General features: G+C 53.0%; 10 protein-coding genes. 2 read left to right on the top strand and 8 right to left on the bottom strand.

Annotated features, from left to right (window positions below; all coding sequences use genetic code 11):
• Positions 1 to 5 precede the first annotated feature (5 nt).
• From RAL90_RS06225 to RAL90_RS06210, 4 genes are all read right to left on the bottom strand, one after another.
• A complete protein-coding gene (locus RAL90_RS06225) occupies positions 6 to 1,055 on the bottom strand; it encodes a hypothetical protein (RefSeq protein ID WP_306253661.1) in 1,050 nt (349 codons plus the stop codon).
• Positions 1,052 to 3,265 carry a thiamine pyrophosphate-dependent enzyme gene (locus RAL90_RS06220; protein ID WP_306253660.1) on the bottom strand — a complete coding sequence of 738 codons (2,214 nt, stop codon included), beginning with the start codon at positions 3,263 to 3,265 and terminating at the stop codon, positions 1,052 to 1,054. Before RAL90_RS06220 ends, RAL90_RS06225 begins: the two co-directional genes overlap by 4 nt.
• Before the next feature lie 168 nt (positions 3,266 to 3,433).
• Complete coding sequence (gene feoB, locus RAL90_RS06215; RefSeq protein ID WP_306253659.1) at positions 3,434 to 5,305, bottom strand: ferrous iron transport protein B; 1,872 nt, start codon at positions 5,303 to 5,305, stop codon at positions 3,434 to 3,436.
• Positions 5,302 to 5,544 (bottom strand): FeoA family protein, encoded by a 243-nt coding sequence (locus tag RAL90_RS06210; RefSeq protein ID WP_306253658.1) that lies wholly within the window; start codon positions 5,542 to 5,544, stop codon positions 5,302 to 5,304. The genes feoB and RAL90_RS06210 overlap by 4 nt, the downstream gene beginning before the upstream one ends.
• A 130-nt stretch (positions 5,545 to 5,674) precedes the next feature.
• Here RAL90_RS06210 and RAL90_RS06205 point away from each other — a divergent pair, with 130 nt between their 5' ends.
• Positions 5,675 to 7,396 (top strand): alkaline phosphatase, encoded by a 1,722-nt coding sequence (locus RAL90_RS06205; RefSeq protein WP_306253657.1) that lies wholly within the window; start codon positions 5,675 to 5,677, stop codon positions 7,394 to 7,396.
• Positions 7,397 to 7,410: 14 nt separating this feature from the next.
• Here RAL90_RS06205 and RAL90_RS06200 read toward each other — a convergent pair whose 3' ends face one another.
• Both RAL90_RS06200 and panD read right to left on the bottom strand, forming a co-directional pair.
• A complete protein-coding gene (locus RAL90_RS06200) occupies positions 7,411 to 9,090 on the bottom strand; it encodes a M28 family metallopeptidase (protein ID WP_306253656.1) in 1,680 nt (559 codons plus the stop codon).
• 79 nt (positions 9,091 to 9,169) lie between these two features.
• Positions 9,170 to 9,526, bottom strand: coding sequence for an aspartate 1-decarboxylase (gene panD, locus RAL90_RS06195; RefSeq protein ID WP_306253655.1), 357 nt, complete (start codon positions 9,524 to 9,526; stop codon positions 9,170 to 9,172).
• A gap of 272 nt (positions 9,527 to 9,798) precedes the next feature.
• Between panD and RAL90_RS06190 the strand changes: the two genes are divergently transcribed.
• Positions 9,799 to 10,845, top strand: a complete 1,047-nt coding sequence (locus RAL90_RS06190; protein WP_306253653.1) for a methyltransferase domain-containing protein — start codon at positions 9,799 to 9,801, stop codon at positions 10,843 to 10,845.
• An 84-nt stretch (positions 10,846 to 10,929) separates the two neighbouring features.
• Here the strand turns inward: RAL90_RS06190 and rpoD are convergent, their stop codons facing one another.
• Both rpoD and dnaG read right to left on the bottom strand, forming a co-directional pair.
• Positions 10,930 to 12,897, bottom strand: a complete 1,968-nt coding sequence (gene rpoD, locus RAL90_RS06185) for an RNA polymerase sigma factor RpoD (RefSeq protein WP_306253652.1) — start codon at positions 12,895 to 12,897, stop codon at positions 10,930 to 10,932.
• Positions 12,898 to 12,971: 74 nt separating this feature from the next.
• Positions 12,972 to 14,879, bottom strand: coding sequence for a DNA primase (dnaG, locus tag RAL90_RS06180; protein ID WP_306253651.1), 1,908 nt, complete (start codon positions 14,877 to 14,879; stop codon positions 12,972 to 12,974).
• Between the last annotated feature and the right edge of the window lie 37 nt (positions 14,880 to 14,916).

Genomic DNA, 14,916 nt, shown 5'->3' with positions numbered 1-14,916 from the left:
TTCATTTAGGTATGCGGGGTTCGCAACGCTATTTCACGCTGTGTCGGCATTCCCATGCTTATAATATAGGGTGACTTTTCCTGTAAGGCCTTGAACGACACTTTACTGTCGATCCCGCGCCAGCGATGCCGGATCATTTCTTGTGCGACGGGCGCGCCCATTGTCGTGCCGGGACCAGTTAGCACAAGCCTGTCAGGAGCAAACTCCTTGACGGCAACTTCGACCGCTTTCGAGAAGTCATACGTCGTGTTAATCTGTGTACCTAGCGTATAGTCATACAGTTTTTCGGTATCTGTTGCATACGGGCTCCAGATATTCCCGCACCCATCTACAAGGGGCACAGCAGGTTTATGAAACATTTCCTGCGGTAATCGGCTTTGCGCTTGCGGCACGATATAATCCAGCAAGGATGAGTGAAAGGCAGCATGATTTTTCAACTGCATCGGATAACGATCTGTCTCCGGTAGCCGCGATTTGAGAAACTTCAATCCGGCCTCATCTGCTGCGAAAACGACCATGCCCCCAAGTCTGATTGAGACGGCGACAGTCAAACCTTGCGCGGCCTCGGCCTCGGCCAGCACTGTGCGGACCAGTTCGGTCCGATCTTCATCCGGCTGCCAGTTATCATCAACAACCGGATAGACAATCTGCCCACCGGCACCCTCTTCATGCATGAGAGTGCCCATTTCATTGACGAGAAAAGCAGCGTCTTTCATGGAAAGTGCACCGGCGCAGGCGAGTGCGAGATACCAGCCCATGGAATTACCGGTGATGGCGACAACATCATACCGCTCCTGCACATCCAAATAATCTGCGACAGCGCAGGCAAAGATCAACAGGGAAGCGTTTTCGCCTGTTGTATGAGTGCCCATGCGGAATTTGTCTGCGGCGTCAAGCTCAGTCACTTTTACCTGCCCGCGCGTCATCCGGATAGTGTCGACAAGGTTCAGAAACTCTACCTTGGCAGCGTGATGCGTATGCAGATAGCCAAGTTCAGCGGCATTATACGTGCCGCGCCCAGGACAAATAACGACTACGGTTTCCTTCACACTCATTTGCCTGCCCCCTTGCATAGGGTCATGGCTGCTTTGGCGATGCTTTGCACATCGGGCAGCGTCACCGTCGCCGCTGTCCCAAGTGGAATGAAGCTGTCCTCTGCCGTGACTCTGGCAATCGGCCGGGCAACCTTTTTCTCGGAAAGAAGCGTCATGATCTGCTCACTGACAGAACCAGTCTTTCGGCATTCATCAACCACAAGAATATGCTTGCAAGCCCGGACCTGCTTCAAGATAGCGGACTCATTCAGAGGCTGTACCCAACGCAAATCAACAACGCGCACTTTCAGCCCATTCTCATCTGCCAGTTGCCGGGCTGCTTTGCGTGAGAGATAATAGCCATTACCATAGCTTAAAATACACAAGTCCGTTCCCCGCCCATAGACCGCAGGTTCCCCAAACGGTAGAGCCTCGTCCGCTTCCGGCGGCGCATAGGGCGCAAGCCATGCCTTGTCGCCTTCCTCATGCAGATCTGCCGTCATATACAGAGCGATAGGCTCTACAAAGACAACTACGCGCTGTTCCTGATGTGCAAGCCTGACGCTTTCACGTAACATACGCGCAGCATCTGAACCATTTGATGGACAGGCCACAATCACGCCCGGTATATCGCGAAAAACTGTCAGGGAATTATCATTGTGGAAATGACCACCAAACCCTTTCTGATAGCCAAGGCCGGCAATACGAATAACCATTGGATTGGTATACTGTCCATTGGAAAAGAACGGCAGCGTCGCCGCCTCTCCCCTGATCTGATCCTCCGCATTATGCACATAGGCTAGAAACTGGATCTCAGGAATTGGCAGAAACCCGTTATGCGCCATGCCGATAGCAAGTCCCAGAATCGTCTGCTCATCAAGTAGAGTGTCCATGACACGTGCCGGGCCGAATTTTTTTTGCAACCCTGTCGTCACAGAATATACACCACCTTTACGACCAACATCCTCACCAAAAACCGTCGCCTGCGGATAATCCAGCATGATGTCAGCGAGTGCATTATTGATATGACGCGCCATAGGCTGCGCTTTCGCATGTGCGGCCAACTCCTTGCCCCACATAGCCGCGCGCTGCAATTGATCGGCTGGCTTGTGCTCTGGTGCTATGCCTGACGTTGGCACAATAGAGGACATAACCTCTCTGGCACTTTCGAGTTTTGGCCGCGCGAATGCCTCACCGGCCACACGCGCGACACGCTGCGCCGTGGTATCATAAATCTGCAATACCGCCTCAGCATCAAGACAGCCGCTGCGGATCAACTCAGCAGCTGTATGTAATAGAGGGTCCTGAGCTTCTATCGTCTCAATGTGCGAAATGTCGGTATAGGAGGCTTCAATATCTGCTCCTGCATGGCCCATAAGCCGCACTGTTTTTAGATGCAGAAATACAGGTTTGCGTAGGGAGCGCGCATAAGTGACAGCCTTTCGGGCAGTACCATATGTCTCAGACACGTTCAGCCCATTGCATGACATATATTTCAGGCCTGGCCTGTTTTCATAAGATGCCCTGATCCAGCCATGCGGTGTACGAACCGAAATCCCGATATCGTTGTCCTCACAGATGAATACAATCGGCATGGGTGCATTCTGGAAAGCCGCCCAAGCTGCGCTGTTGATCGCGCCTTGTGCTGTGGAATGGTTGGCGGAGGCATCACCGAATGAACAGAGGATGACAGCATCATGCGGCAGCACGGCATCCTGCCTGTTCAGCTTGCGGGCAAGTCCGACCGAGTGTGCTGCGCCTACTGCCTTGGGCAGATGTGACGCAATCGTACTTGTTTGTGGTGGCACAAAAACGTCCTTGCCACCCAGCACCTTGTGTCGCCCGCCCGAAACCGGATCATCGCTGGAAGCTGCGAAAGACAACATCATTTCATACAGAACAGCAGCACCGCCATGTTGCCGGGAACGCTGGATAAGGAAGGCTGCATCGCGATAATGCAGAAAGGCCATGTCAGTGTTTCGGGAGGCTTTGGCGATCGCCGCTGTGCCTTCATGCCCGGAGGAGCCGATCGAATAAAATGTCCGCCCTTTTGAGCGCCGGGCAATCAGGTCAAGCTGTCGGCTCATTACCTGGGTTTCAAAAAGGTCAACAAGGTCAGAAGTACTCAGACCAGATTCCGTATGACTCACCGCATTTGTGATGTCTGGCAGGTTGTCAGATGTGACGCGTTCCCTGAACGCTTTGTCAATGGCCTCGGCACGGTCAAACATGGCAGTAAGGTCTCCGGATTATCCGGTCATACCCCTTTCGTTTGAAACGTAAAGCAATGCGCAAGGTCATGGAAACAAACGCTAAAATCTGATGGCAGGTGATTTTTACATGGCCACTTTTGCCACGCATCACCATACGCTTACAGGTTTATGCTACCAATACAGGCCTCAGAGTAAGGCCGTGGCGATCCAATATGTGCCACCCGCAGCGATGTATGCCAGCGCAAAGAGATAGGCGACCATTAGCCATGTCCAGGCCCAGCTGTTCATCTCCCGACGCGCCACGGCGATCGTGGAAATACACTGGGGTGCAAAAACATACCAGGCGAGAAACGACAAGGCTGTTGGCAGGGACCAGGCATTGCGCAACACGGACGCGAGGCCGTCTATGTTCTCTTCCGCCCCTTGCACGGCATATACTGTGCCAAGCGCTCCCACCGCCACCTCACGGGCAGCAAGGCCTGGAACCAGCGCAATCACAATCTCAAGATTGAAACCGATAGGTTCAAAAATCGGCAATAAGACAGAGCCGATCATGCCGGCAAAACTGGTCTCGAGGCTATCGCCGGGATAAGTAGTCAGCACCCACAGCGCCACCGAAACTACAAAAATGATCGTGCCTGCACGGCGCAAAAATATTTTGGCGCGCTGCCACAAGCCCAGCAGCAGTTCACTCAAGTCAGGGAATTTATAAGTCGGCAACTCCATCAGCAAAGGCTGCGCCTGCCCTTTCGTCAGGGTCTTGCGCAACACAAATGCCACAATAATGGCACTGATAATGCCAGCCACATAAAGGCCAAACATCACCAGCCCTTGCAGGTTGAGAAATCCGGCAACTGTTTCTGATGGAAAAAAAGCGGCGATAATGACGGTATAGACGGGCAGCCTTGCCGAGCAGGTCATCAGTGGCGCAACCATGATGGTTGTCAGCCTGTCCTTCTCACTTTCCAGCGTACGTGCTGCCATCATCCCCGGTATCGCGCAGGCGAAGCTGGACAATAACGGAATGAAGGCGCGCCCGTTAAGACCAACACGCAACATCAATTCATCCATCATGAACGCTGCACGCGCCATATAGCCCGTCATCTCCAGAAACAGAATGAACAGGAACAGTACGATAATCTGTGGCAGGAAAATAATGACGCTGCCGACACCGGCGATTACGCCATCAACCAGCAGGCTGCGCAGCCAGTTGTCGAGTGTGGCCGCTGTTACGCCTTCACTCAACAGCGAAATCAATCCTTCAATCCAACCCATCGGTGTCTCTGACCAACTGAACACGGCCTGAAACATTACGAACATGATGCCAATGAATATCAGCCCCCCTGTCAGCGGGTGCAGAAAGATACCATCCAGGCGGCGCGTCATTTTGTTGAGAGCAGGTTCCTGTACAATAACATCCTTGAACAGCTGCCGCGCTTCCTGCTGCACCTGTTGTAAAGACACTTCAGCTTCAGGCTGAGGTGTTTCCGGTGCAGCCGCGAGTATATCTATTGCTTTGAGTAACGCTTCCCGGCCTGCCTTGCGCGTGGCCGTACAGGGAATCACAGGTACGCCAATCCGCTCCTGCAGTTTCGCAACATCCAGTTCCACGCCATCCCGCTGTGCCAGGTCATACATGTTCAGCACGACAATCATCGGCAGCCCGATCTGGCGCATCTGCAAAGCTGTCTGGAGATGCGTGCGCAACTGCGCAGCATCAATCACCACCAGCATTGCATCGGGCTGCGCCATCTCCTCCGCCTGTCCTTTGATAACATCAAGCGCGACCTTGGCATCCGTCGTCCTGCCAGAAAGCCCGTATATGCCGGGCAAATCGAGAAGCGACATCCCTCGCCCCTGCGGCGTACTGAAAGTGCCCTGCTTGGTTTCGACAGTTACGCCTGTGTAGTTTGCAACCTTTGCGCGGCCACCGGTGAGACCATTGAAAAGCGTTGACTTGCCACAATTTGGGGCGCCGACCAGCGCGATGGTAAAGTTATCACTTTTTTTTAGCGGCGCTGCCTGATCGGTACTGATTTTTTCGATAACCGTCGTCATATGCGTGACACCTCAATCGATCTTGCCTCGTTAGCCCGCACAGCGATGATTGTTCGATTGAGGCGCACGGAAATAGGCGTACCGCCAAAGGTCCCGAACTCCAGTACCTGTACTTCATCGCCTTCAGCAAAGCCGATCTCGCGCAGTTCTTCTTCCCGGATCGCATCATTCTCGACAAAACCAGTGATAATGCCGGTTTCACCGCGTTTCAGGAGTTGTAATGTCAGTGTCTCAGTCATTTCGGCACACAATCACAACTGAAAATGATTTGCAATCTCCATATGAACACGCCTGGCCGACGAAAGCGTGAGAGTTCTTTTTACATTATGGCAGGCAGCTTTTATGGTGTGCTAAAAACGCGAGGGGAAAATGGTCAAAGTATCACGCCGTCAGGCATTGCTGGGCACAGTCGCTATTGGAGCCGCAGGATGTGCCAATGAATACAGGCACGAGAGTTACACGTCTCCCTCAACAAAAGCTGACGGGCTTTTCAGGCATGGGGTGGCCAGCGGTGACCCCGCCTCCACCAGCATTGTTTTATGGACCCGTATAACGATAACGGAAGGTACAGAAATACCCGTAGCGCCCGTGACGTTGGAACTTTCAACAGACTCCAACTTCAGCACGGACCGTAAGGTCTTTGACCTGTCTACGACCGCAGCAAAAGACTGGACCGTCAAGCACAACGCAACTGGTCTTGAGCCAGGCAGAAACTATTATTATCGCTTCACTTCCAATGGCACGACCTCTCCATTAGGGAGCACCCGAACACTCCCCTCGGCCAGCATTGAAAAGGTTCGATTTGCTGTGGTCTCCTGCTCCAACTGGCAGCATGGTTTTTTCAACGCATATGACCATATCGCGCGGGACGAAACTTTCGATGCTGTCATCCATCTCGGAGATTATTTCTACGAGTATGGCACAGATGGATATGGCAGCGAAACTGGCCGGGAGATTGGTCGCCTGCACGAACCCGATCATGAAGTCCTGACACTGGATGACTATCGCCAGCGCCATGCACAGTACAAAACCGATGCAGCCCTGCAAGCAATGCACGCTGCTCATCCGACAATCCACATCTGGGATGATCACGAGGTTGCCAATAATTCCTGGGAAGGTGGCGCAGAGAATCACCAGCTTGATGAAGGCGACTGGGCAGCGCGTCGGCGTGCCGCCATGCAGGCCTATTATGAATGGATGCCCTTGCGGGATCCGGAACCTGGCAGAAGCCGCGAAGCACTTTACAAGTCCTATAGCTGGGGCGACCTGCTGACCTTGGTCAGTATCGAAACCAGACTGACCGCGCGAGCCGAGCAGATAGATATCGACGCCTACTCGCCTGATTTCAGCTCCCAACAGGATGTTGATGACTTCATGGAGAACGTGGTCGGCACTGATGATCGCTACCTTTTGGGCGATGCACAACTGGATTTTGTCATCGACGCCCTGAAAGCATCAAAAACCCAAGGGCAGCCTTGGCGTTTTGTAGCAAACCAGATCCTGATGGCAGATGTGCGCAGTCCTGATCTGACGCCTTATGCATCCGAAGAAATGATGCAGACTATCGAACCTGCCTGGGCTGGTATTCGTGATTTTGTACGCAACTCAGCCTTCGGCTTGCCCCTTTATATTGACACATGGGGCGGCTACCCCTTCGCGAGGGAGCGATTTTATGATCGCCTCGCCCAGAACGGTATCAATGACCTTGTCGTGCTGACAGGTGACGCACATGAATTTTGGGTCAATGATCTTTACACCGATGGCAAACAGAAAATGGGTGTCGAACTTGGCACGACCTCGATCACATCAGAGACAGTTGAAGCTTTTCTTGGCGAAGGCACCAAGGATTTTGCCCTGCTGATCACCAAGGATAATGACTGCGTTCGGTATTATGATCCGCAGCATCATGGATATATCGACCTAACCGTTACGAAAGAGCGCGTCCACGCTGATCTGATCGGTCTCGATACTGTGACTGCACGCGAGTACACAGCCTTTGTGACCGCTTCCTTCGATATCAAAAAGAAGCGGAACACTGTGGAGTTCAAAAGCCCTAAAGGTCTGGGCGTCACAGAACGCTTTCTCTACTGAAGCGGACTTGCTGTTCAGTCTTTACTGAACAGCTCGCCAAAGAAGTTACCTTCATTCCAAGTCGGGCGCTCATCTGCGTTAGCGATAGATTTTGCCACGAGATAATTCAGCTTTGAGAAACGGGCACCCTGCTCGAAGTCCAAAGCCTGCTCAAGATCGTCGCCAGGGCGGTGGTAGCGATTGTTCATGAAATCATTGAACTGCTGTTCCCCACCATTGCCGAAACCAAGGAACAGGAAAACAGCCGGAATACCCTGCTGTACAAACCGGTAATGGTCCGAGCGCGTGAAGATGGAAAGCTGTGGAATGGGGTCAGGGATCAATTCCAGATCCATCTTCGCGGCCGCTTCACGCACCGTTTCGCCGAGTGAAGAATGGTCAGCACCAAAAGCAATCACATCAACAAAGGGATAGGTGATGATCGGCATATCAAGATTGACATTGGCCACGATGGAGTCCAGCGGCACTGTCGGGTAGTTTGCATAGTATTCAGAACCAAGAAGGCCTTTTTCTTCTGCGGTAACCGCCGTCACCACAACTGAGCGTCGCAACTTGCCGGCTTCCGCGAGGGATGCGAGCATCCGGGTCGCTTCCAGCGTTGTTGCAATACCCGAAGCATTGTCGAGTGCGCCATTGTTGATGGTATCAGCGTCCGGATCGTCACTCTCACGCTGGCCTGTATGATCAAGGTGGGCTGACAGCAGTACATATTCATCTTTCAGGTCCGGATCACTGCCCGGCAAGATGGCAACAACATTCGGGCTGGACACATCTTCACTAACCGCAGCTGATTTCAGCTTGGCCTTGCCATCAAGCACAAAAGCGGGAGGCCGTGTGTCCCCTTCATCCGTCATGGCAAGAATATCTGCATAGGACATTTCTGCCCCCTCAAAGAGCATGGCTCCTTGTTCCGGAGACATGGTTGCAGTCACGCGAATACCGGGCGCAGGCGTGAACGTCGTGCCGTCCTTCTTGACCCAGCTCATGCTTGCCCGATCAGCACTCAGCTTGACACGGTCCCATGGAAATCTTTGTGCAGATGACTTGTCATAAACCGAAATCATACCAACGGCGCCATTAGCTTCCGCCGTCAGGCGGCGTGTGCGCGTTGAATTATAGTGTGCAGCCTCTTCGCTCGGCATATCTGCCGAAACACCCAGCAGGACAACCACGATCTTGCCCTCCACATTGACACCTGCATAGTCATCTATGCCAAATTCCGGGGCCTGCAGGCCGTACCCGACAAATACCAGATCGGCGGCAATCTCATCGGTTTTCCCATTGGCAGGAAAGCCGATGATATAGTCATCCAGATGGGCGAGCTCCTGTGTGGCGCCATCGCGTGACAATGACATGAAAGCGCCATCCATATCGCGTTTGGTTGACCGGAGCGGGACTTGCTGGAACCAGCTACCATCATCACCAGCAGGCTCGAGGCCCAGCTTTTTCAGCTCATCGGCAACATAATCTGCAGCTTGCTGATAACCTTCAGTGCCAGCTTCACGGCCCTGTAACGCATCATCCGCGAGATATGTAATATGACGCTCGATATTCTCGGCAGATGGCGAGGGTGCCACCATCGTCACTGATTTCGCGGCGCTCGCTGATGTGCCAGTCGTGCCTGTTGTCTCACAGGCGACAAGTGCCAGTGCAGCAACACTGCTTATCAGGCCGGATTTGAGTAGATTTTTCATTTTTTTGGTGCCCTCACGATAAAAACTTATGTGAATAGGCCCCAATTAGGCGGATTTAGCAACGGTGCAGACAATCAATTCAGATAATTTTCTGAATGGAGTTGTCATCTTCCATCAACACCACGGTCGGGTGATAGTTCGCCGCTTCTTCAGCTTCTATCTGTGCGAAAGCGGCAATGATCACCTTGTCGCCGGGTTCGGCAAGCCGTGCCGCAGCGCCGTTGAGCATGAAACAGCCTGAACCGCGCTCCCCTTCAATCGCATATGTCGCCAGTCTCTGGCCATTGGTGACATTCCAAATATCCACGTGCTCATAGGGGTAGATGCCGGCGGCATCGAGGATATCCTTGTCGATCGCAATCGAGCCCTCATAGTGCAGGTCGGTCATCGTTATCGTGGCCCGGTGTATCTTGGCCTTGAGCATATTGAGGAGCATGGAGAAGCCCTTTCGCAGTGCAGCATTATCGTCGAGAGGTACATAATCAATCTCGTCGGGAAATGCCAGTCACATTCAGAAAAGTTCAATAGATAGAGACATTTGGACGCTAATTTGACCGCAAATAGCCTGAAATTGCTGGCACCCGTGGCGTTTTGGATGGTCCGGCCCTGCCTCGCGAACATGTTATAATGCAACGTGCCCTTTTTTCCTTGCTACGGGGTGAAACAGCTTTAATTGTACACGCTAGAATTTGGAGAGAAGGATATCTCATGAACGAGCAAATTGTGCGCGAGTATTATGGCAAGGTGCTGTCCACATCAGAAGATCTGAAGACTGACGCCTGTTGTACCGTTGAGGATATCCCGGGGTTTCACAAGAACCTGCTGTCTAATATCAGCGATGAAGTCATGGCAAAGTACTATGGCTGCGGCCTGATCGCACCACTCTCGCTGAAAGGTGCCCGCGTCTTGGACCTTGGCTCTGGCTCTGGCCGTGATGTTTATGCCCTTGCCCAGCTGGTTGGCCCGGAAGGCCATGTTGTCGGCGTTGATATGACTGACGAACAACTGGAAGTGGCGATCAACAATCAGGACTGGCACGCAGAGAAATTTGGCTACCAGAACACGACCTTCCTGAAAGGGTATATTGAAAAACTGGATGAGCTTGACCTCGAGCCGGGCAGTTTTGATGTTGTGGTGTCGAATTGCGTGATCAATCTCTCAACAGACAAGCCAGCGGTGTTGGAAGGTGTTCGTCGCCTGCTCAAGCCGGGTGGTGAATTCTTCTTCTCGGACGTTTATGCTGACCGTCGGCTGACAGACGAGATCAAGAATGATCCTGTCCTGTATGGCGAGTGCCTTGGCGGCGCGCTGTACTGGAATGACTTCGTCAATCTGTCCAAGAATGCCGGTTTTGCTGACCCTCGCCTTGTCACCGATCGACCACTGGCGATTGAACACCCCAAACTGATCGAAAAACTGGGACAGGCCAGATTCTTCTCCGCCACCTACCGCCTGTTCAACATTGATTCACTTGAACCTGCCTGCGAAGATTACGGCCAGGCGGTTATTTATAACGGCAAGTTGGAACACTCAGAGAATCTTTTTGAGCTGGATGCCCATCACCTGATTGAGCCTGGCAAGGTTTTCCCGGTTTGTGGCAACACTTACCGTATGTTGAAAGAATCCCGCTTTGCAGATTATTTCGACTTTATCGGCACCTGGGATACGCATTACGGAATCTTTGAAGGTTGCGGTACAGATATGCCGTATGCCACAGACGCTGCGGACACTGCTGGTGCGGCAAGCTGCTGCTGACGCTCAGGCGTCCCTACAAGAAAGAATCAAAAAACGCGGGAAAATTTTCCCGCGTTTTTTAATGCCCGTCATGCTGCGTTGATACTAGTTATCCAGGAAACTCCGCAATTTGCGTGACCTGCTTGGATGTTTCAGCTTGCGCAGAGCTTTGGCTTCGATCTGGCGAATGCGCTCTCTGGTAACAGAGAACTGCTGGCCAACTTCCTCAAGCGTATGATCCGTATTCATGCCAATTCCAAAACGCATCCGTAGAACGCGTTCCTCACGCGGCGTAAGAGACGCCAGAACGCGCGTCGTTGTCTCGCGCAGATTGGACTGGATCGCTGCATCAATCGGCAGTATTGCATTTTTGTCTTCAATAAAGTCACCAAGGTGCGAATCTTCTTCGTCGCCAATCGGCGTTTCCAGAGAGATCGGCTCTTTGGCGATTTTCATCACCTTGCGGACCTTCTCAAGCGGCATGGATAATTTTTCTGCCAACTCTTCAGGTGTGGGTTCACGTCCAATTTCATGCAGTATCTGGCGGGATGTACGGACAATCTTGTTGATCGTCTCAATCATGTGTACTGGAATACGGATCGTGCGCGCCTGATCCGCAATCGACCTCGTAATAGCCTGCCTGATCCACCAGGTTGCGTATGTCGAGAACTTGTACCCCCGGCGATATTCAAATTTGTCCACCGCTTTCATGAGCCCGATATTGCCCTCCTGGATAAGGTCCAGGAATTGCAGCCCACGGTTGGTATATTTTTTGGCAATGGAGATCACGAGACGCAGGTTTGCTTCGACCATTTCCTTCTTGGCGATGCGCGCCTCGCGCTCACCTTTTTGAACAGTTTGCACAATCCGGCGGAAATCATTGACTGTCAGGCCAGTCTCCTGTGAGAGCAGACCAATCTGCTCACGCAGATAATCAATCTGGTCACGGCCCTTGGTGGTAAAGCTGGTCCAGCCGCGTCCTTCTTTGGCACTCACACGCTCCAGCCATTCGGGGTCAAGTTCATTGCCCAGATATTCGTTCAGGAATTCCTGCCGGTTGACGCCATGGGTATCAGCAAGTCGCACCAATTTGCCCTCAAAAGCCATCAGGTTGCGATTGATTTCATATAGCTGCTCAACCAGTGCTTCAATCCGGTGATTGTGCAGGCGAACGGCGCGCACACGTTCAACAATATCTTTTTGAAGTTTTTTGTGACGGCGCGTTTGCGAAGGTGACAGGTCATCACCTTTCAGCTGCTCCTCAATCATGATGTCCTGAAGACGGCGCAGTTTCTTGAAGTCACCGGCAATATCGTCAAAGCTAACCATCACGCCGTCGCGCAGTTCCGCCTCCATGGCGGAGAGAGAAAGTGCGCCCTCGTCGATGTCTTCCTCATCATCCTCGACATATTCACCATTGGCCCGGCGATCGGCGATTTCCTGCTCGCGCTCTTCCTGCTCCTTGTGAATTTTTTCGGCGACTTCCGGCTTGGTCATATCCGGCTTGGTTTCGGGGCCACCGCCATAAGTGGCATCAAGGTCGATGATGTCGCGCAGTAATACCCGGCCTTGCATCAATTCATCGCGCCATACTGTGATCGCTTCAAAGGTCAGCGAACTTTCACATAGCGCGCGGATCATGGTTTCGCGGCCTGCCTCAATGCGCTTGGCAATGGCGATCTCACCTTCACGCGAAAGCAGTTCCACGCTGCCCATCTCACGCAGATACATGCGGACGGGATCGTCGGTGCGATCGGAACCTTCCTTTGTATTTGTCGTGACAGTCTGGGTGCCGGCTTTCTTGGCGAGCGCCCCACCCTGGGGCTTGTCATCTTCCTCGTCTTCAACTTCTTCCGCATCGACAATGTTGATGCCCATGCCTGAGAGTTTTGCCATCACGTCTTCAATCTGCTCGGACGTGAATTCTTCTGACGGAAGAACAGAATTTATTTCGTCGTAGGTGATGTAGCCACGCTTTTTAGCCGCTGCGACCATCTTTTTGACAGACGCATCGGACATGTCGATGATCGGCGCATCCGTCTGCTGTTCTGTCTTTTTTTTCGTTGTGCTCATGCAAAGTTATCCGTTTGTCCTGATGCCGACACCGGCCGCGTGCCGCAGCCTGGTACCTTCAAATAGCAATTTTCTTACAAATTCCCGACTTTGGTTTTGCTCTCAGCCGCATTTGCCTCATTATTGGCTTCTGGCGCGAGAATGGCCTGCCGATGGTAATGCAGCGCACGCCACCTGTGCTCGGCAGTCTCGTCGCGATAAGCCTCAGAAGCTGCTTCAGACTCTTCTGCAAAGAGCCTGCCGTGATGCAACTGTAGAGCCAGCGTGTCCAGCCACCCTTTTTCTGCTTCATCCAAAGTCGCGCTTGTGCCGGCAAATCTTGTAAGTTTGAGCTGCTGATTGTTCAGCAATAGCTCCATAACGCCCTGGCACGTCGCAACTTTTGAGATGTGGAGTGCAAGGGCCTCTCTGTCAAGTTCCTGATGGCTGCTGATTGTCATGATAATCTGCTGCAACAGGCTGGAAAGCTGTGCTTCTCCGAGTTGAAGATCAAGTATTTTTTCTTCCAGACGTTCAAAAAGCTCGGGATGGTTCAGCAATGTCAGCACCAGCAGCGCTTCCCGGTTCCAGACTGTATTCCTCGGCCCTGTACGCTGGGACTTCAGTGCCGGGCTGGCTGTGGCCGGTGGCTGGAACGGAAATTTTTTTCCCGGCATCCCTTTGCGATACGGCATCGCTGATTGTCGGGACGCGGCTGCACCACCCGGCGGTGTCAGGCGCTCCAGAAAATAATTGCCATAGGCGTTGCGGACATCCTTATCCGTGATGCCCTTGACGAGGGTGCGCAAGTGACTGCGAAAGGCCGCAACACGTTCGGGCGTATTAAGGGCGCGCGCATCTTTTTCTCGATCCCATAGAACATCCGCGAGGGGCTGGGCGGCATCCAGAATCTCCTGAAACGCCGCCGCCCCTTTCTCCTTGAGAAAATCATCCGGATCCTGCCCCTCCGGCATGAACGCAAAACGCAGAGATTTGCCGGGCTTCAATTCCGGCAATACACGATCAATAGAGCGATGTGCTGCCTGCCGGCCTGCCCTGTCACCATCGAAACACAAAACTGGCTCGTCACAGGCGCGCCAGAGAAGTTTGATATGGCTCTCCGTCAGGGCGGTACCGAGCGGCGCGACCGCATTACCAAATCCCGCACCAGCCAGCGCGATGACATCCATATAGCCCTCGCAGACAATCAGCGGGTGACCGGTCTCCTTGGGCAAATCTGCCGCAAAACGTCTCGCTTGCATGTAATTGTAAAGAACATGACCTTTATGGAAGACCGGCGTTTCCGGTGAGTTCAGATATTTGGCCTGAACATTTTTTTCCAGTGCACGTCCCCCGAACGCGATAACGCGCCCACGCCCGTCCACGATTGGAAACATCAGGCGGTCGCGAAAACGGTCATAAGGGCTGCCACCGTCTTCGGGCTGAATCAAAAGGCCCGCCTCCACCAGCAAGGCCGGGGAGAAATTCTTGTTGATAAGATAGTCTTTCAGGGCCGAGCGACTGGCTGGCGCGTAACCAATATGGAATGTCCCCTGCAATTCAACCGGCACCTGACGCAACTCCAGATAATCGCGCGCCTTGCGCCCCTCAAGCCGCTTCAGGCTGCTGGCAAAAAAACCGGCGGCGGCTTCACATGCCTCAATCACGCCCTTGCTTTTCTGCTCGCGCTCCCGCTCCTGCGGGGAATCCTGCGGCAGTTCCATACCCGCTTCTTCAGCAAGCCGCGTCACAGCCTCAACGAATGTCAGCTTCTGGCCATCCATGAGGAAGCCAACAATGTCGCCGCTCTTGCCGGAGGAGAAGTCGAAATACCGAGCCTTCTCGTCATTCACGTAAAAGCTGGGTGTCTTCTCATTGGTGAAGGGCGACAGGCCGCACCATTCCCGGCCCTTTTTCTGCAATTTCACATAGCGCCCGATCACATCGGAGGCACGCAGGCGCGCGCGCAATTCGTCCAGAAAGTCAGGTGAAAATCGGGGCATGTTGATAAACTACGCACAGATGTGATTCGCTTCAATG

Source organism: Parvularcula sp. IMCC14364, assembly GCF_030758415.1.
GTDB lineage: Bacteria > Pseudomonadota > Alphaproteobacteria > Caulobacterales > Parvularculaceae > Aquisalinus.
This window is presented reverse-complemented; position numbering and strand designations above follow the sequence as displayed.

What these genes read in the sequence shown, in the direction of transcription:
- RAL90_RS06225 (WP_306253661.1), bottom strand. Translation starts at nt 1,055, where the DNA reads ATGAGTGTGAAGGAAACCGTAGTCGTTATTTGTCCTGGGCGCGGCACG.
- RAL90_RS06220 (WP_306253660.1), bottom strand. Translation starts at nt 3,265, where the DNA reads ATGTTTGACCGTGCCGAGGCCATTGACAAAGCGTTCAGGGAACGCGTC.
- feoB (WP_306253659.1), bottom strand. Translation starts at nt 5,305, where the DNA reads ATGACGACGGTTATCGAAAAAATCAGTACCGATCAGGCAGCGCCGCTA.
- RAL90_RS06210 (WP_306253658.1), bottom strand. Translation starts at nt 5,544, where the DNA reads ATGACTGAGACACTGACATTACAACTCCTGAAACGCGGTGAAACCGGC.
- RAL90_RS06205 (WP_306253657.1), top strand. Translation starts at nt 5,675, where the DNA reads ATGGTCAAAGTATCACGCCGTCAGGCATTGCTGGGCACAGTCGCTATT.
- RAL90_RS06200 (WP_306253656.1), bottom strand. Translation starts at nt 9,090, where the DNA reads ATGAAAAATCTACTCAAATCCGGCCTGATAAGCAGTGTTGCTGCACTG.
- panD (WP_306253655.1), bottom strand. Translation starts at nt 9,526, where the DNA reads ATGCTCCTCAATATGCTCAAGGCCAAGATACACCGGGCCACGATAACG.
- RAL90_RS06190 (WP_306253653.1), top strand. Translation starts at nt 9,799, where the DNA reads ATGAACGAGCAAATTGTGCGCGAGTATTATGGCAAGGTGCTGTCCACA.
- rpoD (WP_306253652.1), bottom strand. Translation starts at nt 12,897, where the DNA reads ATGAGCACAACGAAAAAAAAGACAGAACAGCAGACGGATGCGCCGATC.
- dnaG (WP_306253651.1), bottom strand. Translation starts at nt 14,879, where the DNA reads ATGCCCCGATTTTCACCTGACTTTCTGGACGAATTGCGCGCGCGCCTG.